This window comes from Phycicoccus sp. Soil803 (assembly GCF_001429685.1).
In the GTDB taxonomy this organism is placed as follows: Bacteria; Actinomycetota; Actinomycetes; order Actinomycetales; family Dermatophilaceae; genus Pedococcus.
Window position 1 is genome coordinate 2,560,431 of record NZ_LMST01000001.1, and the last position, 24,732, is coordinate 2,585,162.

Consider the following 24,732-nt stretch of genomic DNA (forward strand, 5'->3'; position numbering starts at 1 on the left):
ACACGGGGCGTTGTCAGTCAGCCGGGTCTGAGTCCTTCATGGACTGCTCCGCAGGGTCAACGCCTTCCGGCTCGTCGGTGCCCTGCACCACGACGTCGCGCACGCCGGGGACGGTCGCGGCCACGGCGGCGGCCAGTCTCGCGTCCCGCCCTCCACGGACCCCGCTGACCGTCACCACGCCACGGGCGACCGAGACCGTCCACCGTGGTCGGTCCAGCTGGGCCAGCTCCCTGACCACCCGGAGCCAGATGTCGGCGTCGCGCGTGGACAGTTCCCGGATCACGTCGCTGCGACTGATCATGCCGACCAGCGCATGCTGCCCGTCCACGACGGGCAGGCTCTTCCAGCCGGTGTCGGCCAGGACCCGAGCCACCTCGGCCACGTCACTTCCTTCGTGGGCCACCACGGGGTCGGGGCTCATCACCTCGAGGACCGTCGCCGGCCACGGTTCCGCGGGGGCGTCCGCCACGGGGCGCAGGTGGGCCCGAGGGTCCGCGGACAGGTGGAGCCGCAGCACGTCCGCCTCGCTGAGGATGCCGACGACCCGACCGGTGGCGTCCACGACGGGCAGGGCGGACACGCGCTGCTCGGCCAGCACCCGGACGGCGGCGTCCAGGGCCGAGGTGTCGCGCACGTGGACCACGTCACGGGTCAGCAGCTCACGCACCAGCATCGGGGGTGCTCCTCTCCTCGGTGGCGGCGAACGTGCGGCCGCTCGCCGCCACCCACGGTGCCGCGCCGAGGAGGCCCGGGACAGGGCCCTTCGTCCCGCCCGTTGCGGTTGTCGGCGGAGCGCCTAGATTGGGGCCGACCGTTCCGCTGCTCGAAGGAGAACTCATGGCCACCACCCGCACCGCCGTCACGCACTGGGAGGGCTCCCTCTTCGAGGGCGCCGGCCAGGTCAGTCTCGAGTCCTCGGGGATCGGCACGTATGACGTGTCGTGGGCCGCGCGGTCGGAGGAGCCGAACGGCAAGACCAGCCCCGAGGAGCTCATCGCGGCAGCGCACTCGAGCTGCTTCTCGATGGCCCTGTCCCTTGCGCTGGACAAGGCGGGACACCCGCCGACCTCTCTCGACACGACCGCCAAGGTGACGTTCCAGCCGGGCACCGGCATCACGGGTAGCGCACTGTCGGTCGTCGGCAACGTCCCCGGCATCACCGCCGAGCAGTTCGAGGAGGCAGCGCAGGACGCCAAGGCCAACTGCCCGGTGAGCCAGGCGCTCAAGATCCCGATCACGCTGGAGACGAGCTTCACCGGCTGAGGCCGGGGCTCGGGCCAGCGCGGAGCTGGAGCGAACAGCCGTGATGGACGCCTGGTGGGTGTCCGACGCCGGGCTCGAGGAGCACGACGTGAGGCAGGTCGACGACCTGTTGCGCCGCGACGAGGGCTTCGTCTGGGTCGACATCCCCGAGTTCGATGACGCCGCCGAGGCGCTCCTGCGCGACCACTTCCACGCCCACCCCCTGGTCGTGAAGGCGTGTCGCGAGAGGAACTTCGTGCCGTCCGTGCACGGCTACGAGCACCACACGTTCGTCATCGTGCACACGCCGCTGGCCGGCGAGGGCGGTCACGTCCACATGCTCGAGCTCGACCAGCTCGTGGGTCGTCGCTACCTCGTGACCGTGCACGGGCCGCGCAACCCGGCCGTGTCGCTCGCAGACGCGACGGAGGAGACCCGCACCGTCCAGGAGCGGATGCGGGCCGGTCGGTTCCGGCCGAAGACCCCGAGCGAGCTGTCCTACGCGATCGGGTCGGCGGTGGCGCGACGGCAGAGTGCGGCGGTCAAGGACGTCGCGAGCCGGCTCCCAGCGCTGGAGATGCGGGTGATGGGCTCGGACTTCCACCAGCCCGAGGAGCTGCTCGAGGAGCTCTTCCTGCTGCGCCACGAGCTGCTGATCTCGCGGACCCAGGCCGGGCAGGCGCACGAGATCTACGGGCGGCTGGCCTCGCTCGAGCGGTTCGCCAGCGAGGAGTCGCAGCGCCACGCCCGCGACCTGTCCGAGCAGTTCGACCGGGTGCGCAGCCTCGCCGACGGCGAGAGCCAGTTCCTCTTCGGGGTGATCGAGCTCTACCAGACCAGGGTCACCACGAAGATGACCGTGGCGATGGAGCGGCTGGCCGTCATCGCGGCGATCACGCTGCCGGTCACCGCCATCGCGTCGATCTACGGCATGAACGTCATCGTCAACGGCAGCACCCACTGGGTGCAGCTCATCATCGTGCTCGCCGTGATGGCGTCGATCAGCCTGTGGCTGCTGCGCTGGGCGCGCCGCCAGGGCTGGTGGTGATCTGGTGGTGAGCTGGTGGTGAGCGACGACAGGGGTATGCCGGGCGGTCGCCCCCCATGGTGACCACCCGGCATACCTGCTCGCCCCCCGCCTAGAAGTCCTCGTCCCTAGAACTCTTCACCGAACTCGACGGATCCCGACACGCCGACCTGGTAGGCCGAGACGCGACGCTCGAAGAAGTTCGACAGCTCCTGCACGTCCTGCAGCTCCATGAAGGCCAACGGGTTCTTCGAGCCGTACTCCGGCTCGAGCCCCAGCTGCTCCAGCCGGCGGTCGGCCACCGACTCGAGGTAGGTGCGCATGTCGGTCGTCGAGAGCCCCGCCACTCCCCCGCCCAACAGGTCCTGCGCGAACTGCGCCTCCGCGTCGACGGCGTCACGCATCATCGCCCGCACCTGGTCGGCGAGCTCGTCGTCGAAGAGGTCCGGCTCCTCGCGGCGCACCGTCTCCACCACGTCGAACGCGAAGGCCATGTGCATCGACTCGTCGCGGAACACCCAGTTCGTGCCGCTCGCGAGACCGTTGAGCAGGCCGCGCGACCGGAGGAAGTAGACGTAGGCGAACGCGCCGTAGAAGAACAGTCCCTCGATGCAGGCCGCGAAGCAGATCACGTTGAGCAGGAAGGCCCGTCGGTGTTCCTTCGTCTCCAGCTTGTCGAGGTCGAACACCGAGTCGATCCACCGGAAGCAGAAGTCGGCCTTGTCCTTGATCGACGGGATGTTGTCGACGGCCGAGAACGCCTCGTGCCGCTCCTTCTCGTCGGGGACGTAGGTGTCGAGCAGGGTCAGGTAGAACTGCACGTGCACGGCCTCCTCGAACAGCTGACGGCTCAGGTAGAGCCGGCCCTCCGGGGAGTTGATGTGCTGGTAGAGGTTGAGTACCAGGTTGTTCGCGACGATGGTGTCGCCGGTGGCGAAGAACGCCACCAGCCGGCCGACGAGGTGCCGCTCGGCGGCGGTCAGCCGCTGCAGGTCCTTGAGGTCGGAGTGCAGGTCGACCTCCTCGACGGTCCAGGTGTTCTTGATCGCATCGCGGTAGCGCTCGTAGAAGTGCGGGTAGCGCATCGGCCGCAGGGTGAGGTTCATCCCCGGGTCGAGGAGCATCCGAGTGGCCGAGTGGTCGGTGGCCACGGTGGTGTCGGTCGTCTGGTCGATGGTCACTGGCAGGCCTCGCAGCTCTCGGGGTTCTCGAGGGAGCAGGCGATCACGGCTTGATCGGACACTGCCTCGTCGGTCGGGGTGAGGGTCAGGACGGCGGGTGCCCCGCTGGCGGCCGGCGCGGTGTCCGGTCGGGTGGAGGCCATCGAGATGGTGGCCTGCTGGATGCGGGTGGCCGGGCGCGACCGCAGGTAGTAGGTCGTCTTCAGCCCGGCCTTCCACGCGTAGAGGTACATCGAGCTGAGCTTCCCGATCGTCGGCGACGCGAGGAAGAGGTTGAGCGACTGGCTCTGGTCGATGTAGGGCTGACGAGCGGCGGCGAGCTCGATGAGCGACTTCTGGGGCAGCTCCCACGCGGTGCGGAAGAGCAGCCGGACGTCCTCGGGGATCTCCGCGATGCCCTGCACCGACCCGTCGCTGCGCTTGATCGCCTCGCGCACCTCGGGAGTCCACAGCCCACGCGCCTTGAGCTCGCGGACCAGCGCCGTGTTGACCTGGAGGAACTCCCCCGACAGCGTCTCGCGCTTGAACAGGTTGGACACCTGCGGCTCGATGCACTCGTAGGCGCCCGCGATCGACGCGATCGTGGCCGTCGGGGCGATGGCGATGAGCAGCGAGTTGCGAAGTCCGTTCTCCTTGATGGCCTTGCGCACGATGACCCAGCGCTCGGTCTGGGTCGGCGTGACGTCCCAGAGGTCGGGCTGCAGGTCACCACGCGCGGCGCGCGTCTGCTCGTATGCCGGGTGCGCACCGTGCTCGGCGGCCAGCTGGCTGGACCGCTCCAGGGCCGAGAGGTAGACCTCCTCGGCGATCCGCGTGGACAGCTCCTGCGCCTGCGGCGAGTCGAACGGCAGGCGCAACGCGAACATCACGTCCTGCAGCCCCATCACGCCCAGCCCCACGGGGCGCCAGCGCGGGTTGGACGCCGCCGACTCCTCGCTCGGGTAGTAGTTGATGTCGATCACCCGGTCGAGGTAGGTGACCGCGGTACGGACCGTGGCGCGCAGCTTCTCCCAGTCGACCGCGTCGCGCCCGGGGGTGAGGTGCTGGGCGAGGTTGACCGAGCCGAGGTTGCAGACCGCGGTCTCGTCGTTGCTCGAGACCTCGATGATCTCGGTGCACAGGTTCGACAGGTGCACCACCGGGGCTCCCGGGCGCTGGTCGTCGCTGGTCTGGTTGCAGGTGCGGTTGCTGGCGTCCTTGAAGGTCATCCAGCCGTTGCCGGTCTGGGCCAGGGTCCGCATCATCTTGCCGTAGAGCTCGCGCGCGCTGACCTGTCGCACGAAGCGCCCGTCGCGCTCCGCGGCGGCATACGCCTCCTCGAAGGCCGGCCCCCAGAGATCCGGCAGCTCGGGCACCTCGTTCGGGTCGATGAGGCTCCACTGCTCGTCGGCCTCGACGCGGCGCATGAACTCGTCGGGCACCCAGTTGGCGAGGTTGAGGTTGTGGGTGCGCCGGGCGTCCTCGCCGGTGTTGTCGCGCAGCTCGAGGAACTCCTCGATGTCGGGGTGCCACGGCTCGAGGTAGACGCACGCGGCACCCTTGCGACGACCACCCTGGTTGACCGCGGACACCGACGAGTCGAGGGTGCGCAGCCACGGGACGATGCCGTTGGAGTGGCCGTTCGTGCCACGGATGAGGGCCCCGCGCGACCGCACCCGTGACCACGAGATGCCAATGCCACCCGCGAACTTCGAGAGCTTGGCGACCTGGGCGTAGCGGTCGTAGATCGACTCGAGGTCGTCCTGGGGTGAGTCGACGAGGTAGCACGACGACATCTGGGTGTGCCGGGTGCCGGAGTTGAAGAGGGTCGGCGAGCTGGGCAGGTAGGCCAGCGACGCCATCAGCCGGTAGAACCCGATCGCCTCCTGTGGCGTGTGCGACAGGCCGCAGGCGACCCGCAGCAGGAAGTACTGCGGCGTCTCCAGCACCATCCGGGTGTCGGGGTGGCGCAGCAGGTAGCGGTCGTAGACGGTCCGCAGCCCGAAGTACTCGAACCGGCGGTCGTTGCTGACGTCCACCGCGTGGTCGAGCTTGCGGGCGTTGGCCTCGACGAAGGCAGCGGTCTCGTCACCGATCAGCCCCTCGAGGTGGCCGAGCCGCACGGCCTGGCTGAACGACGCGATCTGCTGGCCGCGCACCTCCTTGTCGATGTAGTTGGACAGGAGGCGGGCGGCCAGCCGCGAGTACTCGGGCTCGGCGGCCGTCATCTCCGCGGCGGTCTGGATCGACAGCCGGTCGAGCTCGGCCGTCGTTGCGCCGTCGTAGAGGCCGCTGATGGTGCGGGTGGCGATGGCCATCGGGTCGACCTCGGTGAGGTCGTCGCACCAGCGCTCCACCGCCCGGACGATCTTCATGACGTCGACGGGCTCGCTGTCGCCGTTGCGCTTGCGCACGGCCATGGTCGTGCGGCGGGCGGTCGGGGGTTCGACGGCCGGGATGTCGTCGATGACCTCGGTGGTCGTGTCGGTCACTGCTCTCTCCTCGCGAGCGATTCGGTGCCGCGGGTCGAGGAGGGGACGACGACACAGCCACCGCCTCGGCAAACCGGGTGCGGTCGTCTGTGCAGGTCGTGTGACCCGCCCTCGAGGCCACGACTCACCGCACACGGCGTGTGCGGTCGCTGGCAGGTCTTCGGACTCGCGGACCTTCGCCTCGGCGACCGTGGGGTGAGCTCTGGCGAGCTCGGGTCGTCGGGGCGGTTCCTACTGGCCGTCGCTTCCCACCCGCGTGGTGCGAGCAGTGCTTGATGACGGCGGTCGTTTCCGCTTACCGCTGCGGGGCAGTCCCGGATTCACACCGGGTTCCCTCTTGCCCCGGAGACCGATTGCGCGGCCTCCGGACCAGCAAGAGACACCATATGCGGGTGGTGGTGCGAATTCGTGGCACCACATGTTGGGTCCGCGTGTCGCGTCCCTAGGATTGCCGCCATGCGCCGCGCCACCCCTTCCCTCCTCGGGGGCGCAGCGCCCGGGCTGGTGCTCACCGCGGTGCTCGCGGGCTGCTCCACCACGCCCGGTGGCGGCGGTGGCACGACGCCCGGCGACGCGGCATACCCGCGGTTGACGCCGACCTGCGCTCGGGTGACGCCGACCGGGAAGCCGCCGGCGGTGACGGTGACCCAGCTCAACCGGATCGTCGCGGGTCTGGACCTCCCCCTGTGGCAGGCCGGCGACATCGGGGCGAGCGCGCGGCTTCCCGACGACCGGATCGTGTGGGTGTTCGGCGACACCGTGCGGGGCGACGGCATCACCCCGCGCATCGTCGCCAACTCCATGCTCGTGACGAGCGGCCTGTGCACGTCGCAGGTCGAGGCGGCCGGTCAGGGGCCGGTGATCCCGGACCGCGCCGATGGTGTCGTGCACTGGCCGATGTCCGTGGTGTCGGTGTCCCGGCCCGAGGGCGACGTACTCGTCGTCGTCTCGGCCCGCATCCGTCGGGGCACTGCGGGCGGCCTCGACTTCACCTACCTCGGGAGCAGCGCGTCCCTCTTCGACGTCGCGCCCGGGGGTGCACCGACCCTGCGGGAGCAGCTCGACATCACCCCCGACAGCACTGCCGCCGACCAGGTCAACTGGGGCTCGGCCATGACGGTCCGGGGTGGCTGGCTCTACGTCTACGGCACCCGCCTGCCCAGCAAGGACTCGTTCGGACGGGCCCTGTATGCCGCCCGCGCACCGATCGCCGACGCGCGCGACCGCGCGACGTGGCAGTTCTGGGACGGGACGGCCTGGGTGGGCGAGCCGTCGCGGGCGGCGGTCGTCCTGCCGGCTCGCGGAGGCGTCTCCCAGACCCTGTCTGTGGACGTGCTCGACGGGAGGTACGTCATCGTCTCCAAGCGCGACGGCGACCTCGGCAACACCGTCTACGCCTGGACGTCCGACTCCCCCGTCGGCCCTTGGACCGCCCGGCGCGGCACGCGGGCGGACTTCCAGGACCCGTCCGGGCAGCTCCAGTACGCGCCGCTGGCCCACCCCGGCATCACGCTGGCCGACGGCAAGCTGCTCATCTCGATCTCGCGCAACACCACCGACTTCAGCCGGCTGCTCACCGACCCGTCCCTGGGTCGCCCGGTCTTCGCGGAGCTCGACCGGCCCTGACCTGACCGGCCGCCGGCCCTTGCCGACCGGACGGCGTCGGGCGACGATGGCAGTCGTGGATGCGCCTGCGTTCCGGATCTGGCCACCGGTGGCCCTGGGGGTGCCGCTCGCCGCGGGGCTCCTCCTGAGCGCGGCCACGGCCGACCCCGTCGCGGTCACCGGCTCGGCAGTCCGGTGGGTCGGCTGGGCCCTGGTCGTCGCGTTCGTGCTGTGGAACGGCTGGACGCTGGCCCACATGGTCACCCACGACACCGCGGTGCTGCCCGGCGGCGCCACCGTTCTCGTGCTCCAGTCGGGGCCGTTCCGGCTGAGCCGGAACCCGCTCTACGTGGGGCTCGTCGCCCTCGACGTCGGATGGGCGCTCCTCGCACACTCGTTCTGGGCGTTGGTCCTCGTGCCGATCGGAGTGGCCGCACTCTGGTGGGGCGCGATCCGTCCCGAAGAGCGTTACCTGGCCGGCAAGTTCGGGGCCGAGTACGACGCCTACCGGTCTCGCGTGCGGCGGTGGGTCTGAGCCGATGAACAGCAGGCCGATGAACAGCAGGTGCCCATGAACAGCAGGCCGATGATGACGAGCATGATGGAGCGCCTCACCGAGGCCCAGAACGCCCACGACGCCGATCGTTTCGCGTCGCACTTCGCCGAGGACTACGTGAGTGCCCAGCCGGCGCACCCCGGCCGCGCCTTCCGGGGCCGCGCCCAGGTGCTCGCCAACTGGACCTCCGTCTTCGAGGGAGTCCCCGACTTCCACGCCGAGCTGTTGGCCCACATCGTCGACGGCGACACCGAGTGGGCGGAGGTCGACTGGCGCGGACACCACGTCGACGGCTCCGGCTTCTCGATGCGTGGTGTCATCGTGCTCGTCATCCGCGACGACCTGGTCGCCGAGGGTCGTCTCTACGTCGAGCCGGTGGACGTCGAGGGTGACGACATCGAGGCGGCCGTCGCGGAGCTCTACCGACCACCCCCGCACCAGTCTGCAACCTGAGCACCCTCCGGGGCACTCAGGTTGCAGGTCGGGTCGGGGAGGTGAGCCGCACCCGTAGCCCGCCGCCGAGCAGTGACGCCAGGCGGTCACCCTCCTCCTCCAGGGCCGCGTCGGGGCGCTTCGCGGCGTCGAGCCAGCTCACCGTGAGCGCGTCGCCCCGCCGCGCCCAGGTCCCGCAGACCACGCCTGCTCGCGTGACGGGGTTGGCCTTGCGCGTCATCAGCTCCCGGCACGCTGGCGGTGTCACGTGCGCATCCTTGGTCCCGGGGCCGATGACCCACTGGTCGTGGCCGGGCAGGAACCGCACGGCGTCGGTGGGCCGGGTAGCCGCCAGCCCGTCGACGTCCTCGCGCAGAACGTGCGCCACCGTGCCATCCACGTCGACTGGCACGAGCCGGTCGCCGAGACCGTGCAGCCAGCCGTTCAGCCGCTTGCGTCCCGCACTCAGGCCGCTGCCCAGCCAGTAGTGCACGTGGTCGACCGTCGCCGGACCATAGGTGCCCAGGTAGGCCCTGATGGCAGCCGGGCCCGCGACGTCGAGGTCCGGGATCCCGGCCCAGCGGGGGTTGGTGTCGAGCCGCTGAAAGGTGGCCCGCCCGTCGCGGGGCGGGCCGAAGCCCATGTCGCCCTGCCAGGCGAGGGGCTTGATGAGGGTGCCGGCACCGTCGTCGAAGACCGGCTTGAGGTGCCGGTATGCCGCCTGCCGGGTCAGCGTGTCGCCCAGCTCGGCGAGGGTCAGGGGACCATCGTGTAGCGCGTCCCGCACGGCCGCCCGGAAGTCCGGCCAGTCCTCGGGCGCGAGGCGGTAGTAGTCGACCCAGCTGGGCAGCTCCCACTGTCGTCCCGCGGCCCGGAGGGCCAGGTAGGCACCGCCGTCCTCGGGCGACAGGTAGTGCACGGCACCGCGGAAGGCGAAGACCTTGATGACCGTCCCCGCTGCCAAGGCCTTCGCCAGCTCGCCGGGCCGCGAGGACGTCCGGCGGGTCCGCACCGCGAGCTCAGCGAGCGACTCGTCCATCGAGGGCACCGCGCCGAGCCGACGGACGACCCCGGCCACGGACTCCGACCCCGCGGGTGCGAGCAGGTGTCGCTCCAGCCGCCAGGCCAGTGCCTGGCTCCACGACACGGACACCTCGGCCCTGCGCACGTCCATGGGCGGAGCCTCGCACGAGTTCCGGACGAAAGGCTCCCTGTTCGGCCAGCGGGCGGACCGTGAGGCGATGGGCGACGATGAGTTCGCCGGTCGGCGCGGGTCTGCATCGGTAGCAACCGAACGCCCACACGACCCACAGGACGGGAGAGACCCATGACAGCCACCTACACCTTCGACGTCTTCAGCAGCCTCGACGGCTACGGCGCCGCCAGCGGCGACTGGACCGGCTACTGGGGGAAGCAGGGCCCGGAGCTGCTCGACCACCGCCTCGACCTCTACGCCGAGGACCAGCGGATGGTGTTCGGCGCCAACACCTTCCGGGCGTTCGTCGACATGTTGGCCGACAGCACCGAGGACCCCGAGGTGCGCGACCCGTGGGTCACACTCATGGTGAACCTCCCAGCGATCGTGGTGTCGTCGACCCTCGACGGACCGCTCGACTGGCCGGACGCCACGATCGCGAGGGGCGATGCCCTCGACGTGGTCGCCCGCCTCAAGGAGGAGTCCGATATGCCGTTGCGCTCACACGGAAGCCTCGCGATGAACCGGGCCCTCATGGCCGCAGGCCTCGTCGACTTCGTCCAGGTGTCGATCTTCCCGGTCATCACCGGCCAGACCGGTCTGGGTCCGATCTTCGCAGGGGCTGCCGACTTCGACCTGGAGCTGGTCGAGCACCGGACCCTCGACCATGACATCCAGGAGCTCGTCTACCGACCGACCCTCCATGGTTGAGCCCGACGGTCCTGGAGAGTCCGCCGTGGAGGTCGACCGCGACGCCGTCGACGAGCGGCTCCGCGAGGAGCGCGACGAGGTGCGTGCTCGGCTGGCGTCCATGAACAGCGACCTCCAGTCGCTGTTCGCTGCCTCGCAGGACTCCAACGCCGACGACGAGCACGACCCCGAGGGCCAGACCATCGCCTACGAACGCTCGCAGCTGTCCTCCCTGATCGGCGCGGCTCAGGACCAGCTAGCCCAGATCGATGCGGCCATGGCCCGACTGCGCGGCGGCAGCTACGGTCTCTGCGAGGTGTGCGGCGAGCCCATCGCGCCAGCGAGGCTCGAGGCCAGGCCGACGGCTCGCACCTGCGTCGCGCACGTCCAGTCCACCACCTGAGGAGAGCACCATGTCCATCACGCGGGTCCACAACCTGTCGATCTCGCTCGACGGCTTCGCCACCGGCGAGCCACAGTCCCTCGAGGCCCCCTTCGGCCATGCCGGTGAGCGACTCCACGAGTGGATGTTCGCGACCCGCTACTGGGACGAGAGCCGGGGGTCGCTCGGGGGCGACAACGCCTTCGCCGAAAGGCACACCCCGGGCATCGGTGCGGAGATCATGGGCGCCAACAAGTTCGGGCCGCCCGGCTGGCAGGACGACCCCGAGTGGCAGGGCTGGTGGGGGCCCAACCCGCCGTTCCACACGCCCACCTTCGTCTTGACCCACCACGCCAAGCCCTCGATCGAGATGGAGGGCGGCACGACGTTCCACTTCCTCGACGCCAGCCCGGCCGAGGCCCTGGAGCAGGCTCGCGCGGCAGCGGGAGACCAGGACATCCGGATCGGCGGTGGCGCCACGGTGGTCCGCGACTTCGTCCTCGCCGGGTTGGTCGACCACCTGCACCTCGTGCAGGTGCCCATCCTGCTCGGCCGTGGGGTGCGGATCTGGGACGGCCTGGAGGGCATCGAGGACACCTACGACATCGAGGCGGTCTCCACCCCGAGCGGGGTCACGCACCTCACCTTCACGCGCAAGGCCACCGCCTGAGCGGTGCGGTATGCCGCGTGGCTCGGCTACGTGGCACACCGCGCCGTCAGCCGGCTGGCTCCAGCCGCTGGATGTTGGTCCACCCGGTCCAGCCGAGCTGCTCGAGCCGCGTGAGGATGCGACGGGCGCCGGGCACGGACGAGAGGAAGACGCCGTCCAGCAGGTCGGCGAGGTCCTGGGGCAGCATCTCCTCGTCCCACGCGTCGTCGGGCACCTGCTCGAACTGCGCGGCCAGCCGTTCGGCCGCCTGGTCGAGGCGCGGGTCGTCCGCCGACCACTGCGTGATCTCAGCCAGGTCGCGGTAGAGGTCACGCACGTTGGGGTCGTCGAGCTGTCGCTCCTTCGTCTCCATGTAGAACGCCATCCGCTCGGGGATCTGCGCGGCCACGAGGATCCACGCGTCGCGCTCGGCCTCGACCATCTCCTCGGGGACGTCCAGGCTGCGCAGCCGCGTGAGGTAGGCCACCGCCTCCGGCGGCAGGGCGAGGCTCTCGCCCGCGACGAGCTGCGCGATCCGCTCGCGGTGCCGCTGGCGCTGGCGGATCTCCGAGCGCAGGCGGCGGTCGATGTCCTCGACCGCCGCCGCGAACTCCTCGTCATCCGCGACCAGCAGCTCCTGCACCCTGGCCAGCGGGACGCCGGCGTCGGCGAGCGTGCGGATCCGCACGAGCTCGACGACAGCGGCCGCGTCATAGCGCCGGTATCCCGACGCGTCGCGCTCGGGCTCGGGCAGCAGGCCCTTGGCGTGGTAGTGCCGGACGGCACGCACGGTCACGCCGGCGTACGACGCGAGCTGGCTGATCGTGAGCATGGCTCCCATCCTCGCGCTTCAGGCGACCTTGGTGCGGTAGGTGCGCATCGCCAGGGCGTAGGCCACCAGCAGCAGCCCGACGCACCACGCCAGGGCGAGCCAGCCGTCGTTGCCCAACGGCTGCTCGGCGTAGAGCGCGCGGATGGTGTTGACGATCGAGGTGACCGGCTGGTGCTCCGCGAACCAGCGCACCGGGCCGGGCATCCCCGCCGTGGGCACGAAGGCCGAGCTGACGAACGGCAGGAAGATCAGCGGGTAGGAGAACCCGCTCACGCCGTCCACCGACTTCGCCGTGAGGCCCGGGATCACGGCCAGCCAGGTCAGGGCGAGCGTGAACAGCACCATGATCCCGAGGACCGCGAGCCAGGCGAGCACCCCTGCACCGGTGCGGAATCCCATCACCAGGGCGACCAGCACGACGAGCACGAGCGACGTCAGGTTGGCGACGACGGACGTGAGCACGTGGCTCCAGAGCAGCGCCGACCTGGTGATCGGCATCGACTGGAAGCGCTCGAAGATGCCGCCCGAGACGTCGGTGAAGAGCCGGAACGCGGTGTAGGCGATCCCGGACGCGACGGTGATGAGCAGGATCCCCGGGAGCAGGTAGGTGACGTAGTTGGCCCCGCCGACGTCGATCGCGCCGCCGAAGACGTAGACGAACAGCAGCAGCATGGCGATCGGCGTGACCGCCGTGGTGATGATGGTGTCGGGGCTGCGCAGGATGTGCCGGAGCGAGCGCTTGAGCAGGACCGTGGTGTCGTGGACGAGGTCGGTGGTCATCGGGCGTCCTTTGCAGGGGTCGACGGGGCGGCGGGTGCGTGCGCGTGGGTGTCGTGGTGGTCGTTGTGGTCGTGGTCGTGGCCGACGACGGCGAGGAAGATCTCCTCGAGCGACGGCTGCTTCTCGACGTACTCGACCTCGGCCGGCGGGAAGAGCTGCTTGAGCTCGGCCAGCGTGCCGTCCGCGATGATCCGACCCTCGTGCAGGATCGCGATCCGGTCGGCCAGCTGCTCGGCCTCGTCGAGGTACTGCGTCGTGAGGAGCACCGTGGTGCCTCGTCCGGCGAGCTCCCGGATGGTGGCCCAGACCTCGAGCCGCGACTGCGGGTCGAGCCCGGTGGTCGGCTCGTCGAGGAAGAGCACCGGCGGGTTGCCGATCAGGCTCATCGCGATGTCCAGCCGGCGGCGCATGCCGCCGGAGTAGGTGCCCGCTCGGCGTCCGCCCGCTTCGGTGAGGTCGAACCGTGCCAGCAGCTCGTCGGCGACAGCGCTCGCCTCACGGAGTCGGCGCAGCTCGGCGACGAGGACGAGGTTCTCGCGCCCCGTGAGGACCTCGTCGACGGCCGCGAACTGGCCGGTGAGGCTGATGGACTCGCGGACCCGGTCCGGGGCGGTGGCGACGTCGTGGCCGTGCACCACGGCCGTGCCGCCGTCGGCCTTGAGCAGGGTGGACAGGATCCGCACGACGGTGGTCTTGCCGGCTCCGTTCGTGCCGAGCAGGGCGTGGATGGCGCCCTGGGAGACGGTCAGGTCGACGCCCTTGAGCACCTCGTGGTCGGCGTAGGACTTGGTGAGCCCGACGATCTCGATGATGGGTGATGGTGTGGTCATGACGCAAAGGGTGCAACCCTGACCCTGCGTCAAGGTCAAGCCCGGTTCCGAGGCGCCCCCGGGACGGTTGATCAGCCCACGATGCGGTCCAGCGTCAGCGGCAGGTCGGTGACCCGGCGACCGGTGGCGTGGCGCACCGCGTTGGCCACGGCGGCACCGACCCCGACGATGCCCACCTCACCGGCTCCGAGGATGCCCAGCGGCATCTGCGGGTCGGGGTCGTCGAGGGTGTGGATGTCGAGGTGGGGCACGTCCGCATGGACCGGCACGTGGTACTCGGCCAGGCTGGGGTTCATGATCCGCGCGCTGCGGGTGTCGATCAGCGTCTCCTCCCCCATCGCGAGTCCCAGACCCATGACGATGCCGCCGCGCAGCTGGCTGTGGGTGGTCTTGGGGTTCACGACCCGGCCCACGTCGAACACGCTGGTCCACCGGGTCACGCGGAGCTCCCCGGTGTCGGCGTCGACCCGTACCTCGCAGAAGTGCGCCCCGGTGGCCGCCTTCATCCACCGCCGGCTGTCGAGCACCATCTTCGACAGGAACCGCACCTGCCCCCACGTCGCCCGCGGTCCGCTGTCGGCCCCGACCTCCACGGTCAGCGATCCCTCGCCCGCGCGGGACAGGACCTCCCCCGGGTCGGAACCATCCGGCATACCCACGCGATCGGCCAGGGAGTCGAGGCGCTTGCGCATCGCGCGGCAGGCCCGCTCGACCGAGGCGGCCAGGCTGGCGGTCTGCCCCGAGCCACCGGCGCCGGGACCCATCGGCAGGTCGGAGTCGCCGTAGACGGCGGTCACCCGCTCGAGCGGCACGTCGAGGCAGTCCGCGACCATCTGGCCGACCACGGTCGCCGTGCCCATGCCCATCTCGTGGAACGCGCAGGCCAGGGTGACGCCACCGGTCGCGTCGACGGTGAGCTGGACGTTCGCGATGAACTCCCAGGACGGGTGGATGGCTGCGGCGACGCCCCACCCGACGAGGTCCTTGCCGTCGCGGGTGCCGGGCGCGGGTCGGTCGGCCCAGCCGAAGAGATCGCGTCCGCGTTCGAGGGTCTGCGCGAGCCGGCGGTGCGAGTAGCGGGTGCCGTGCACCGGGCTGCGCTCCCCCGGCTGGTTGCGCAGCCGCAGGTCGACCGGGTCCAGCCCCAGCACCACGGCGAGCTCGTCCACCGCGGACTCGACGGCGAAGCTGCCCTGCGCCTCCCCCGGCGCGCGCATCGCGGTGTTGGGCATGAGGTCCAGCTCGACGATCCGCTGCTCGGCCAGGATCGCCGCGGCGTCGTAGAGGTCGAGGCTGCAGGCCACGACCTGGTCGGCCTCGCCACCCACCCGGCCCTTGCGGGAGGTCACCTCGTGGATCAGGGCCTCCATGTGGCCCGAGGCCGAGGCGCCGATCGCCACCCGCTGTCGGGTCGGGGTGCGCCCCCCGACGGTGCGGTAGACACCTTCGCGGGTGAGCGCCAGCCGCACCGGTCGCTGGGCCACCTTCGCCGCCATGCAGGCGATGAGGGTCGCGGCCCACACCTTCGACTTGCCCCCGAACGCGCCGCCGACGAACTTCGCCACGACGTGCACGTCACCGGCAGGGATCCCGAACCGCTTGGCGAGGTACTTCTGGGTCCAGTCGATGTTCTGGCAGCCTTCGTAGACCGTGAGCCGGTCACCGTCCCACTCGGCGGTCGTCGCGTGCGGCTCGAGGGCGTTGTGGTTGTGCTGCGGGGTGCTGAAGGCGAGGTCCACCTGCACCGGCGACCTCCCGTATGCCGCCCGCGCGTCACCGCGCTTGCCGCCGGTCGGCGGCATGACGGGCATCGAGCGGACCGGCGTGGAGTTGCCGAGCTCGGCGTCGAAGTCGCCGGTCGGTGTGACCTCGAGGTACTCGACCCGGACCAGCGAGGCGGCGTACTGGGCGGCTTCGAGGGTCTCGGCCACGACGGCCGCGACCGGCTGGCCGTCGACGTGCACCTCGTCGGTGTTGAGGAACGGGATCGTGCTGCCGGCCGCCATGGTCGACAGGTCCATCGGGTTCATCCGGGCGGGCGGCGGCGTGAGGCGCGGGGCGTTGTGGTGGGTGAGGACGAGGACCACGCCCGGGTGCGCCTCGGCGACCGTGGTGTCCAGGGCGGTGATGCGACCGCGGGCGATCGGCGCGTGGACGAGGACCGCGTGGGTCAGTCCCGGGATCGGGTACTCGGCCGAGAACCGTGCCGTACCCGTGGCTTTCGCCAGCCCGTCGACCCGGTCCACGGCACGCCCGATGGCCGGGCCGGGGGCGCCGGCCGGAGCCTCCGTCGGCGGTGCGGTCGTGGTCGTGCGCTCCGGGGCGATCGTCAAGCCGCACCCCCTTCGTCGCGCAGCTGGCGCAGGGTCGCGGTGATGGTGCGGACCGCCAGCCCGATCTTGAACTCGGTGTCGGGCCCTCCGACCGCCTGCGCCAGCTCGGCCCGGGCGGCGCGCTCGAACTCCTCGTCGGTGGCGGGCCGACCAGTCAGCTGCTCCTCGAGAACCGTTGCGCGCCAAGGCTTGTGGGCCACCCCGCCGAGGGCGACCCGCACCTGGGTGACGCTGTCGTCACGCACCTCGAGTGCGGCAGCGACCGACACCAGGGCGAAGGCATAGGAAGCACGGTCGCGGACCTTGCGGTAGCGCGACCGGAGGGCCAGGGGCTCCGGCGGCAGGAGCACGGCCGTGACCAGCTCGTCGGCGGCCAGCGTCGTGTCGACGTCGGGGGTCTGGCCCGGCAGGCGGTGGAAGTCGCCGATGGGGATCAGCCTGGTGCCGCTGCGGCTCACCACCTCGACCTGGGCGTCGAGCAGCACCAGCGCCACCGCGAGGTCGGACGGGTGCACGGCCACACAGTGCTCGCTCGCCCCGAGGACGGCGCCCATCCGGTTGTGGCCGGCGGCGGCGTCGCAGCCAGCGCCCCGCTCGCGCTTGTTGCAGGCGGCCGCATGGTCGTAGAAGTAGAGGCACCGGGTGCGCTGCAGCAGGTTGCCCCCCACGGTCGCCATGTTGCGGATCTGGCCGGAGGCACCCATGACCACTGCCTGGGCCACGACGGGGTAGCGCTCGCGCAGCAACGGGTGCGCGGCGAGGTCGGTGTTGCGGACGCCGGACCCGATGCGCAGACCACCGTCGGCGGTCTCGGTGATCTCCGCCAGCGGCAGCCTGGTCACGTCGACCAGGACGGCGGGCGCCTCGATCCCCTCGCGCATGAGGTCGACCAGGTTGGTCCCCCCGCCGAGGAACTTCGCGCCGGGCAGGTCGGCGATGGCCGCCAGCGCCTCGTCGACACTGGCGGGCACGGCATACGAGACCGGTCTCATCGGTGACCGCCCGCGGCGTCGGCGTAGGCAGTGATGGCGTCCACGATGCCGTTGTAGGCGCCACAGCGACACAGGTTGCCGCTCATCCGTTCGCGCACCTCCAGCTCACTCGAACCGGGTTGCGCTGCAACGTGTTCGGCGACAGCGCTCGGCACGCCGTCAGCGAGCTCGCGCAACATCCCCAAGGCCGAGCAGATCTGGCCCGAGGTGCAGTAGCCGCACTGGAACCCGTCGGCGCCGATGAAGGCCCGCTGGAGGTCGTGCGGCTGCTCGGGGGTGCCGATGCCCTCGATCGTGGTCACCTCGCGGGCGTCGAGCTGCGCCACGAGGGTGAGGCACCCCAGCACGCGCCGGCCGTCGACGAGGACGGTGCAGACCCCGCAGGCCCCCTGGTTGCAGCCCTTCTTGGTGCCGGTCAGGTCGAGGCGCTCGCGCAGCAGGTCGAGGAGGCTCACCCCGGCCTCGACGGCCACCTCGATGGGGGCGCCGTTGAGCGTGAACGAGACCGCGGGGGTGGTGCTGGACTGCACGGTCACGGCGTCTCCCTTCCTCAGTCCGGAGACTAGTCCAGCGTCGGAAAGTGTCGCGAGGTCTGGGACGTCGTCCTCACGCGGCTCCACGCCGGCCCCCTTTCCTGCCTCCCGCACACCACTCCACACCCACTAGACGGACGATGTGGGAGATCCGGGTGGAACCTCTGCCGAGTTTCCTCGCGAGGCGACACCTCCGATGTCCCCCACCTCTGGGTGCTTGCTGCGCAAGAATGACCCATGCCCACCTGCCAGGAGGATCGCCCTCCCGTGCCGCCGGTGGCTCGGGGGTTGGTCGGGCCGGGGCCGGGCGGAGCGCGGTGAACCGCGCGCTTGCCCTCCTCCGTCGGTGGGACGTGGCCGCAGGGCTGGTGCTGGTCGGCATCTTCGTCCTCGGCGCGACGGCGGTCCGGTTCGCCCCACCGGGTTCGTCGGTGGCCGTCTGGTGGCCGGCCGCGGGTCTGGGGATCGCGTTCCTGCTCGCCACCGGACCGAACCGCCGACGAGCTGCCATCGTGCTGGCCGGGATGGTCGTGAGCAGCGGCCTGGCGAACTGGTACGGCGGACGGACACCGCTCGTGGCGACCTACTTCGGGTTCGCCAACACCGCCGAGGCCGCGGTGGTCTGGTGGGCGATGACCCGGGGCGGCCGCCGCCCCAGGCTGGCCGCGCTGGACGACCTGGGGCGGCTCCTGCTCGCGACGCTTGCGGGGGCGCTCGTCTTCGGCGTGCTGGCCGGCCTCATCGTCACCTACGCCCTCGACCGCACCTTCTTCCCGACCGCGTACGCCGTGACCGCCTCCCATGCGGCTGCAGTGCTGACGCTCGCGCCACTCGGGGTCGCCGTCTCCACCAAGGCGACGATCCCGTGGCGGTTGGAGGACCTCCTCCAGGGCATCGTCCTGCTCGCCGTCACCCTCTGGGTCTTCGCGTCGACCAACGGCCTTCCCCTCGCCTTCCTCCCCCTGCCCGTCCTCGTCTGGGGGGCGACGCGGCTGGACCTGCGGGCCCTCGCCACCCAGCTGGCGGTGCTGGGGGTCATCGTGGTCGGGCTCACCAGCGAGGGCTACGGGCCGTTCGCCATCGCCGGAAAGTCCGGCGCCGTCGCCCCGGAGACGGTGGGGGCCCTCACGCAGGCGTTCCTCGTCACCGCCGCCGTCACCGGTCTGGCGCTGGCCGTGGCGTCGGCCCAGCGTCGCGACGCGCTGGCCGACCTCTTCAGCGAGGCGACCTTCACCCAGACCGTGCTGAACTCGGCAGCGGCCACCGCCATCATCGGCACCGACTCCACCGGCACCATCACCCTCTTCAACCGCGGGGCCACGAACCTGCTGGGCTACCAGTCCGAGGACGTCGTCGGCTCGCTCAACTGGGTCGAGCTGCACGAGCCGGCCGAGGTGGCCGCCCGGGCCGCGGAGCTCGGCCTGTCGCCGGGCCCACAGGTGCTGGTCCACGGGCTCGACCAGGCCGGCCGCAGCGAGACCCGCGACTGGACCTGGGTGACCAGCGACCAGAAGCGGATCGTGGTCGACCTCACGATCAGCCCCATCGTCGACCAGGACGGCTCGGTGATCGGCTACATCGGCGTTGCCGAGGACGTCACCGAGCGCCGGGTCGCGTCCGAGGCGGTCCAGCTCGCGCTGCAGCGCGAGCGAAACGCGGTCGAGGAGCTCACCGCCCTCGACCAGACCAAGACCGACTTCCTCTCCTCCGTCAGCCACGAGTTCCGGACCCCGCTGGCCAGCGTGCTCGGGTACACCGAGATGCTCGAGGACGGGGCCGTCGGGGAGATGTCGCCCAAGCAGCTCGACCTGGTGTCCCGGATCGACCGCAACGGACGACGGCTGTTGGGCCTGATCGAGGACCTGCTGCTCAACTCGCGGATCGAGTCGGGCCAGCTCAACCTGGCCAAACGACCCTGCGACCTCGCCGCCATCGTCGACCACGCCTGGGAGGCCACCGGTCCTCTCACCCAGCGGCGAAACCTCCACCTGCGCCACGAGATCGCCAGCCGACCGGTCACGGTGGACGGCGACGACACCGCCATCGAGCGGGTCGTCCTGAACCTGTTGTCCAACGCGGTGAAGTTCACGCCCGACGGCGGCATCGTGACGCTGACCCTCGACACCGTGCGGGACGAGCGGGGCGGCGCCAAGGCGCGACTGGTGGTCAGCGACAGCGGTTACGGGATCTCGGAGGAGGACCAGCGACAGGTCTTCCGCCGGTTCTTCAGGTCGACCGACGCCACCGAGCGCGCCGTGCAGGGCACCGGCCTCGGGCTGTCGATCGTGCAGGCGATCGTCGACGGGCACGAGGGCACGATCAGGGTCGACTCCGTGCTCGGGCAGGGATCCACCTTCACCGTCCTCTTCCCGCTCGCCTCGGCCATCGCCCCGAGCGGGCCGCTGCACTGACCACCAGCAAGCCGGTATGCCGATGAGTCGGCCCCAGCGCGCCGGTCTACCTCTCATGGACACCTACCACCGGGACCCGGGCGTGGACGCCTACCTCGAGCCGCTGCCGGGCTGGCAGCGCGAGCTGTGCCAGCACCTGCGCGACATCATCCACACCGCCGATCCCGAGGTGCGCGAGGTCGTCAAGCGACGGGTCCAGCCCTACTTCGTCCTGGCTGGCAACGTGTGTGCGCTGCTGGCCACGAAGGACCACGTCAACCTGTTCGTCTACGACGGTGCGATCGTGCCGGACCCACACGGCCTCGTGACCGGCGGCCACGACAACACCACCGCCCGGACCATCGCGTTCTGGGAGGGCGACCCCATCGACGAGCCGGCGCTCCTGGAGTTCTTGCGCCAGATCATCGCCAACAACCGCGCCGGTGGGTGGCGACAGCTCAAGAAGGGCTGAGCCCGCGCAGGTCAGCGAGCTCAGGTCAGCGAGCTCAGGTCCGGCGGCACGTCGACGGCGTGCTGACGCAGGGCCTCGAGGGGCACCACCCGCAGCACCGCCTCGTTGGTGGCCGCGAGCACGACGTGCGCTGCGGCTCCGTCCCGGTGGGCCCGGGCCCAGTTCAGGGCGGTGACGCACCAGCGGTCACCCGGCACCAGGCCGGGGAAGCCGTACTCGGGCATCGGGGTCGCGAGGTCGTTGCCGATGCCGCGCTGGTGCTCGAGGAACTCGCTCGTGACCACGGCACAGATCGTGTGGCTGCCAAGGTCCTCCGGCCCCGACGTGCAGCAGCCGTCGCGGTAGAAGCCCGTCATCGGGCTCGTGCCACACTGCTCCAGCTCGCCACCCAGGACGTTGCGCTCCGCCACGCTGCCTCCTCCGGTCCTGGTCGAGAGCTGCCTCACTGCAGTCTGCCCTAGCGCTGCTCCTCGCGCAGGCGGGGCTCGGTGCGCAGCTCGGGGTGGATGCCGCGCTTGTCGCGGTAGAACTCCCTGACCTTGTCCATGTCGGCCACGACGTCAGCAGTGGCCGTGATCGTCGGACCGAATCCTGCTGTGCGAGTAGGCCCGTCGATGAAGGCCAGGGCGATGGGGAGCTTGGCCGAGCGCGCGATGCGCCAGAACCCGGACTTCCAGTACTCGCCCTTCTGGCGCGTACCCTCGGCCGCGAGGATCAGCAGGAAGGGCTCGCCACTGCGCGCCTCACGCACCAGCTCCCGCACCACGGCTCCAGGGTTGTCCCGGTCGAGCGGGAGCCCACCAAGCCTCGGCAGCAGCCAGCCCAACGGACCCTTGAACAGCTCCTTCTTGATCAGCACCCGAGGGGTCACGCCACCTCGCCACATGATGAGCAGCATCATCACGAAGTCCCAGTTGGAGGTGTGCGGCGCGCCCACGAGGACCCCGGTCCGGGGCACCTCCCCCACGGCGGTCCAGCGGCTGGCCCGCAGCACGAGGCTGGCGAGTCGACTCCTCATCAGTGCCTCTCGGTGGGGCCCCTCCCGGGGGGAAGGCGCACGTGCCAGCCCCGCAGGGGATGCGGATCGGTGAGGGAAGGCTACCCGGCCCCGCCTGTTGACGGTTCACGGATCCGGGCTGCGGCCCTACAGTCCTGCCATGGGAGAGATGAGCATGAACAAGGCCATCCACGGCGCCTTCCGGCGCGACCTCGACCGGTTCATCACCGCGCTCGGGACGTTCCAGCCCGGCGACCGCGCCAGGGCCGCCCAGCTCGCCACCGCGTGGGCGAACTTCGACGACCAGCTCACCCACCACCACGAGGGCGAGCACCAGATCGCCTGGCCGGCGCTGCACGCGGTGGGAGTGAGCACCGAGCTGCTCGACGCCATGGACGCCGAGCACGACACCATGGCTGCCGCGCTCGCCGAGACCCGCGTCGCCATGGCCGGTCTGCTGCGCGACCCCGGCGACGCGCAGGCCACCGCTGCCAAGGCCTGCTTCGAGACCCTGCGCACCGTGACGGTGGCGCACCTCGACCACGAGGAGGCCGAGCTCGAACCGGTCTACCAGGCCAAGAAGGACACCCCCGAGATCAAGGCGATGGGCAGGGCGTTCGGGAAGACCGGCCTGGCCCGCGGCGGTCGGTTCTTCTCGTGGGTGCTCGACGGCGCGTCACCCGAGGAGCGTGCGGGCATCACCGCGAGCGTGCCCGCGCCGGTCCTGTCGATCATCGGAGGGATCTTCGGGCGCGGGTACCGCAAGGAGATCGCACCGATCTGGGCGGCGACCCCTCCACGCCGATAGGTGCTGCGGGAAGTCCACCTGTCCTCCCTCTCCAACGTATAGCGCACAGGGGGCCTTGCGGCAAGGCCCTGCTGCTGCCTGAGAATCGTCCCTCGTGACCGGGACGAACGAAGGGGGCAGCCGCCGCATGCACGAGGTCGACCGCGAAGCAGGGGCTCAGGGTCTCGAGGTGAAGGATGCAGGGGCGTTCGACCTGCCGGACCACCTCTCTGCGAAGGCAGACCCGGGCCTCATCGCCCGCGACGAGGACCACTTCCAGGCCATCCGACAGAGCCTCGAGGAGACCATCACCGAGCTGTCCGAGCGCCTGGGTGCCGAGCGCACGGCACCGGCGCGAGCCGGCCAGGAGGTGCTGGAACGCGACCTCGAGGTGCACCGGCTGACCGCTCGGCTGCGCGCCCTGCGTCGGTTCGGGCTCGACTTGTGCCTCGGGCACATGGTGTCCGCCGGCTCGGCCGCCAGCGACGGAGGCGAGCCGGTCTACGTCGGCCGGCTCGGGCTCACCGATCGCACCGGCCGCCAGCTGTTGGTCGACTGGCGCTCCCCGGCGGCCGAGCCGTTCTTCGCGGCGACCCACGCGAACCCGATGGGCCTGACCTTCCGGCGCCGCTACCGCTGGTCACGCGGCCGGGTGAACGACTACTGGGACGAGGTCTTCACCGCGGAGGGGTTCACGGGTCACGCTGCGGCCCTGGACGACCAGTCGGCGTTCATCGCCAGCCTGGGCAGCAACCGCTCGGCGCGGATGCGCGACGTCCTCGGCACGATCCAGGCCGACCAGGACTCCATCATCCGAGCGAGCTCCCGCGGCGCGCTCGTGGTGGACGGTGGGCCCGGCACGGGCAAGACGGTCGTGGCACTGCACCGCTCGGCATACCTGCTCTATGCGGACCCGAGGCTGGGTCACCGGCGCGGTGGCGTGCTGTTCGTGGGCCCGCACCAGCCCTACCTCGCCTACGTCTCGGACGTGCTGCCCAGCCTGGGTGAGGAGGGCGTCCAGACCTGTACCGTGCGCGACCTCGTGCCCGAGGGCGGCACCGCGCAGGTCGAGGCAGACCCCGAGGTGGCCCGCCTCAAGTCCTCGGCCGACCTCGTGCGTGCGGTCGACCAGGCCGTGCGGTTCTACGAGGAACCACCGACCGAGGCGATGACGGTCACCACGCCCTGGGACGACGCGCGGCTCACGCCCGACGACTGGGCGACGGCGTTCGACGCCGCCGACCCGGGCACTCCCCACAACGAGGCGCGCGACCAGGTCTGGGAGGAGCTGGTGACGATCATCGTCGACCAGCACGACGAGGACGTGCCGACCCAGCTGCTGCGCAGGTCGCTCCAGCAGGACCGCGAGCTGCAGGACGCGCTCAACCGGGCCTGGCCCTTCGTCGAGGCGACCGACCTGGTCGGTGACCTCTGGTCGGTACCGGCCTACCTGCGGATGTGCGCCCCGTGGCTGAGCCCGGACGAGGTGAGGTTGCTGCAGCGCAGGGATGCCCAGGCCTGGACGACGTCCGACCTGCCCCTGCTCGATGCCGCCCGGCAGCGGCTCGGCGACCCCGAGGCGTCCCGCCGCCGGCGCCGGCAGGAGGCGGCGGTCGCGGCTGAGCGCGAGCAGATGGCGCAGGTGGTCGAGCACCTCATCGCGACCGACGACTCCGAGATGAAGGTCATGTCGATGCTCAAGGGACAGGACCTCAAGGACCGCTGGGTCGACGAGGACGCCCTCCGGGACGTCGACCAGGACCTGCTCGCCGGACCGTTCGCGCACATCGTCGTCGACGAGGCACAGGAGCTCACCGACGCCGAGTGGCAGATGCTGTTGGCCCGGTGCCCCTCCCGCAGCTTCACGATCGTGGGTGACCGGGCGCAGGCCCGGCACGGCTTCACCGAGTCGTGGCAGGAGCGGCTCGAGCGGGTGGGGCTGGACCGCAGCACGCTGTCCTCGCTCAGCATCAACTACCGCACGCCCGAGGAGGTGATGGCCGAGGCCGAACCGGTGATCCGCGCCGCGCTGCCCGACGCCAACGTCCCGACCTCCATCCGCAGCAACGGGTTGCCGGTGGTGCACGGGCCTGCCGCAGACCTCCGGTCGGTCGTCGACACCTGGCTCGCTGCCCATCCCGAAGGCGTCGCGTGCGTCGTCGGCGACCCGTCCTTCGCGGCGAACGGCCGGGTCCGGTCGCTCACGCCCGAGCTCGCCAAGGGCCTGGAGTTCGACCTCGTGGTGCTGGTCGACCCGCAGGCCTTCGGCGCGGGCATCGAGGGTGCCGTCGACCGCTACGTCGCGATGACCCGCGCCACCCAACAGCTCGTGCTCCTCACCAGCTGACGTCCAGAC

At 70.9% G+C, this 24,732-nt stretch carries 24 protein-coding genes and 1 riboswitch; of the genes, 12 read left to right on the forward strand and 12 right to left on the reverse strand.

Going from position 1 to position 24,732, the window contains the following annotated elements; all coding sequences use genetic code 11:
* Positions 1-13: 13 nt before the first annotated feature.
* Positions 14-673, reverse strand: a complete 660-nt coding sequence (locus tag ASG95_RS11745) for an HPP family protein (RefSeq protein ID WP_057377579.1) — start codon at positions 671-673, stop codon at positions 14-16.
* A 164-nt stretch (positions 674-837) separates the two neighbouring features.
* On the opposite strand from ASG95_RS11745, the gene ASG95_RS11750 reads away from it, so the two are divergent.
* Both ASG95_RS11750 and ASG95_RS11755 read left to right on the forward strand, forming a co-directional pair.
* Positions 838-1,263 (forward strand): OsmC family protein, encoded by a 426-nt coding sequence (locus ASG95_RS11750; protein WP_057377580.1) that lies wholly within the window; start codon positions 838-840, stop codon positions 1,261-1,263.
* An 88-nt stretch (positions 1,264-1,351) separates the two neighbouring features.
* Entirely contained in the window at positions 1,352-2,290 is a 939-nt protein-coding gene (locus tag ASG95_RS11755; RefSeq protein ID WP_200961908.1) for a magnesium transporter CorA family protein, read from the forward strand.
* Positions 2,291-2,397: 107 nt separating this feature from the next.
* On the opposite strand, the gene ASG95_RS11760 is transcribed toward ASG95_RS11755, so the two are convergent.
* Positions 2,398-3,450 carry a ribonucleotide-diphosphate reductase subunit beta gene (locus ASG95_RS11760; protein WP_235543792.1) on the reverse strand — a complete coding sequence of 351 codons (1,053 nt, stop codon included), beginning with the start codon at positions 3,448-3,450 and terminating at the stop codon, positions 2,398-2,400.
* Complete coding sequence (locus ASG95_RS11765) at positions 3,447-5,921, reverse strand: ribonucleoside-diphosphate reductase subunit alpha (protein WP_235543802.1); 2,475 nt, start codon at positions 5,919-5,921, stop codon at positions 3,447-3,449. The genes ASG95_RS11760 and ASG95_RS11765 overlap by 4 nt, the downstream gene beginning before the upstream one ends.
* Before the next feature lie 133 nt (positions 5,922-6,054).
* Positions 6,055-6,310, reverse strand: a riboswitch (cobalamin riboswitch).
* A 67-nt stretch (positions 6,311-6,377) separates the two neighbouring features.
* Between ASG95_RS11765 and ASG95_RS11770 the strand changes: the two genes are divergently transcribed.
* The 3 genes from ASG95_RS11770 to ASG95_RS11780 are packed head-to-tail and all read left to right on the forward strand — an operon-like array spanning position 6,378 to position 8,535.
* Positions 6,378-7,547: a DUF4185 domain-containing protein gene (locus ASG95_RS11770; RefSeq protein ID WP_057377582.1), complete on the forward strand. Its 1,170-nt coding sequence runs from the start codon at positions 6,378-6,380 to the stop codon at positions 7,545-7,547.
* Between the two features lie 55 nt (positions 7,548-7,602).
* Positions 7,603-8,061 carry an isoprenylcysteine carboxylmethyltransferase family protein gene (locus ASG95_RS11775; RefSeq protein ID WP_057377583.1) on the forward strand — a complete coding sequence of 153 codons (459 nt, stop codon included), beginning with the start codon at positions 7,603-7,605 and terminating at the stop codon, positions 8,059-8,061.
* 36 nt (positions 8,062-8,097) lie between these two features.
* A complete protein-coding gene (locus ASG95_RS11780) occupies positions 8,098-8,535 on the forward strand; it encodes a nuclear transport factor 2 family protein (protein ID WP_057377584.1) in 438 nt (145 codons plus the stop codon).
* Positions 8,536-8,551: 16 nt separating this feature from the next.
* Here the strand turns inward: ASG95_RS11780 and ASG95_RS11785 are convergent, their stop codons facing one another.
* Positions 8,552-9,688, reverse strand: a complete 1,137-nt coding sequence (locus ASG95_RS11785) for a DNA glycosylase AlkZ-like family protein (protein ID WP_057377585.1) — start codon at positions 9,686-9,688, stop codon at positions 8,552-8,554.
* Between the two features lie 153 nt (positions 9,689-9,841).
* On the opposite strand from ASG95_RS11785, the gene ASG95_RS11790 reads away from it, so the two are divergent.
* The 3 genes from ASG95_RS11790 to ASG95_RS11800 are packed head-to-tail and all read left to right on the forward strand — an operon-like array spanning position 9,842 to position 11,451.
* Positions 9,842-10,420 carry a dihydrofolate reductase family protein gene (locus tag ASG95_RS11790; RefSeq protein ID WP_057377586.1) on the forward strand — a complete coding sequence of 193 codons (579 nt, stop codon included), beginning with the start codon at positions 9,842-9,844 and terminating at the stop codon, positions 10,418-10,420.
* On the forward strand, positions 10,413-10,802 hold the full coding sequence (locus ASG95_RS11795; protein ID WP_082592526.1) for a TraR/DksA C4-type zinc finger protein: 390 nt from the start codon (positions 10,413-10,415) through the stop codon (positions 10,800-10,802). Before ASG95_RS11790 ends, ASG95_RS11795 begins: the two co-directional genes overlap by 8 nt.
* A 10-nt stretch (positions 10,803-10,812) precedes the next feature.
* Complete coding sequence (locus tag ASG95_RS11800) at positions 10,813-11,451, forward strand: dihydrofolate reductase family protein (RefSeq protein ID WP_057377587.1); 639 nt, start codon at positions 10,813-10,815, stop codon at positions 11,449-11,451.
* Positions 11,452-11,497: 46 nt separating this feature from the next.
* Here the strand turns inward: ASG95_RS11800 and ASG95_RS11805 are convergent, their stop codons facing one another.
* The 6 genes from ASG95_RS11805 to ASG95_RS11830 form a co-directional block, all read right to left on the reverse strand.
* Positions 11,498-12,262 (reverse strand): MerR family transcriptional regulator, encoded by a 765-nt coding sequence (locus ASG95_RS11805; RefSeq protein ID WP_057377588.1) that lies wholly within the window; start codon positions 12,260-12,262, stop codon positions 11,498-11,500.
* Between the two features lie 18 nt (positions 12,263-12,280).
* On the reverse strand, positions 12,281-13,042 hold the full coding sequence (locus ASG95_RS11810; protein ID WP_057377589.1) for an ABC transporter permease: 762 nt from the start codon (positions 13,040-13,042) through the stop codon (positions 12,281-12,283).
* The gene (locus tag ASG95_RS11815) at positions 13,039-13,872 is read right to left on the reverse strand and encodes an ABC transporter ATP-binding protein (RefSeq protein ID WP_082592528.1); all 834 of its coding nucleotides are present in this window, start codon (positions 13,870-13,872) and stop codon (positions 13,039-13,041) included. The genes ASG95_RS11810 and ASG95_RS11815 overlap by 4 nt, the downstream gene beginning before the upstream one ends.
* Positions 13,873-13,943: 71 nt before the next feature.
* On the reverse strand, positions 13,944-16,205 hold the full coding sequence (locus tag ASG95_RS11820) for a xanthine dehydrogenase family protein molybdopterin-binding subunit (protein WP_200961909.1): 2,262 nt from the start codon (positions 16,203-16,205) through the stop codon (positions 13,944-13,946).
* Positions 16,202-17,197, reverse strand: coding sequence for a xanthine dehydrogenase family protein subunit M (locus ASG95_RS11825; RefSeq protein WP_057377590.1), 996 nt, complete (start codon positions 17,195-17,197; stop codon positions 16,202-16,204). Before ASG95_RS11825 ends, ASG95_RS11820 begins: the two co-directional genes overlap by 4 nt.
* Positions 17,194-17,733, reverse strand: coding sequence for a (2Fe-2S)-binding protein (locus ASG95_RS11830; protein ID WP_235543810.1), 540 nt, complete (start codon positions 17,731-17,733; stop codon positions 17,194-17,196). The genes ASG95_RS11825 and ASG95_RS11830 overlap by 4 nt, the downstream gene beginning before the upstream one ends.
* Positions 17,734-18,047: 314 nt before the next feature.
* Here ASG95_RS11830 and ASG95_RS11835 point away from each other — a divergent pair, with 314 nt between their 5' ends.
* Both ASG95_RS11835 and ASG95_RS11840 read left to right on the forward strand, forming a co-directional pair.
* Positions 18,048-20,141, forward strand: coding sequence for an ATP-binding protein (locus tag ASG95_RS11835; protein ID WP_057377591.1), 2,094 nt, complete (start codon positions 18,048-18,050; stop codon positions 20,139-20,141).
* Positions 20,142-20,196: 55 nt separating this feature from the next.
* Positions 20,197-20,592: a DUF1801 domain-containing protein gene (locus tag ASG95_RS11840; protein ID WP_057377592.1), complete on the forward strand. Its 396-nt coding sequence runs from the start codon at positions 20,197-20,199 to the stop codon at positions 20,590-20,592.
* 20 nt (positions 20,593-20,612) lie between these two features.
* On the opposite strand, the gene ASG95_RS11845 is transcribed toward ASG95_RS11840, so the two are convergent.
* Complete coding sequence (locus ASG95_RS11845) at positions 20,613-21,002, reverse strand: DUF2237 family protein (protein ID WP_057377593.1); 390 nt, start codon at positions 21,000-21,002, stop codon at positions 20,613-20,615.
* 47 nt (positions 21,003-21,049) lie between these two features.
* Complete coding sequence (locus ASG95_RS11850; RefSeq protein ID WP_056920866.1) at positions 21,050-21,610, reverse strand: 1-acyl-sn-glycerol-3-phosphate acyltransferase; 561 nt, start codon at positions 21,608-21,610, stop codon at positions 21,050-21,052.
* Positions 21,611-21,749: 139 nt separating this feature from the next.
* Here ASG95_RS11850 and ASG95_RS11855 point away from each other — a divergent pair, with 139 nt between their 5' ends.
* Entirely contained in the window at positions 21,750-22,397 is a 648-nt protein-coding gene (locus ASG95_RS11855) for a hemerythrin domain-containing protein (protein ID WP_082592534.1), read from the forward strand.
* Between the two features lie 127 nt (positions 22,398-22,524).
* Positions 22,525-24,723, forward strand: a complete 2,199-nt coding sequence (gene helR / locus ASG95_RS11860) for an RNA polymerase recycling motor ATPase HelR (protein WP_057377595.1) — start codon at positions 22,525-22,527, stop codon at positions 24,721-24,723.
* Positions 24,724-24,732: the final 9 nt, after the last annotated feature.

Bases quoted from the DNA above. Each gene is read 5' to 3' on its own strand.
- ASG95_RS11780 (WP_057377584.1), top strand. From the start codon at position 8,098: ATGAACAGCAGGCCGATGATGACGAGCATGATGGAGCGCCTCACCGAG.
- ASG95_RS11855 (WP_082592534.1), top strand. From the start codon at position 21,750: ATGGGAGAGATGAGCATGAACAAGGCCATCCACGGCGCCTTCCGGCGC.
- ASG95_RS11750 (WP_057377580.1), top strand. From the start codon at position 838: ATGGCCACCACCCGCACCGCCGTCACGCACTGGGAGGGCTCCCTCTTC.
- ASG95_RS11825 (WP_057377590.1), bottom strand. From the start codon at position 17,197: ATGAGACCGGTCTCGTATGCCGTGCCCGCCAGTGTCGACGAGGCGCTG.
- ASG95_RS11815 (WP_082592528.1), bottom strand. From the start codon at position 13,872: ATGACCACACCATCACCCATCATCGAGATCGTCGGGCTCACCAAGTCC.
- ASG95_RS11795 (WP_082592526.1), top strand. From the start codon at position 10,413: ATGGTTGAGCCCGACGGTCCTGGAGAGTCCGCCGTGGAGGTCGACCGC.
- ASG95_RS11790 (WP_057377586.1), top strand. From the start codon at position 9,842: ATGACAGCCACCTACACCTTCGACGTCTTCAGCAGCCTCGACGGCTAC.
- ASG95_RS11810 (WP_057377589.1), bottom strand. From the start codon at position 13,042: ATGACCACCGACCTCGTCCACGACACCACGGTCCTGCTCAAGCGCTCG.
- ASG95_RS11785 (WP_057377585.1), bottom strand. From the start codon at position 9,688: ATGGACGTGCGCAGGGCCGAGGTGTCCGTGTCGTGGAGCCAGGCACTG.
- ASG95_RS11770 (WP_057377582.1), top strand. From the start codon at position 6,378: ATGCGCCGCGCCACCCCTTCCCTCCTCGGGGGCGCAGCGCCCGGGCTG.
- ASG95_RS11850 (WP_056920866.1), bottom strand. From the start codon at position 21,610: ATGAGGAGTCGACTCGCCAGCCTCGTGCTGCGGGCCAGCCGCTGGACC.
- ASG95_RS11840 (WP_057377592.1), top strand. From the start codon at position 20,197: ATGGACACCTACCACCGGGACCCGGGCGTGGACGCCTACCTCGAGCCG.
- ASG95_RS11745 (WP_057377579.1), bottom strand. From the start codon at position 673: ATGCTGGTGCGTGAGCTGCTGACCCGTGACGTGGTCCACGTGCGCGAC.
- ASG95_RS11800 (WP_057377587.1), top strand. From the start codon at position 10,813: ATGTCCATCACGCGGGTCCACAACCTGTCGATCTCGCTCGACGGCTTC.
- ASG95_RS11805 (WP_057377588.1), bottom strand. From the start codon at position 12,262: ATGCTCACGATCAGCCAGCTCGCGTCGTACGCCGGCGTGACCGTGCGT.
- helR (WP_057377595.1), top strand. From the start codon at position 22,525: ATGCACGAGGTCGACCGCGAAGCAGGGGCTCAGGGTCTCGAGGTGAAG.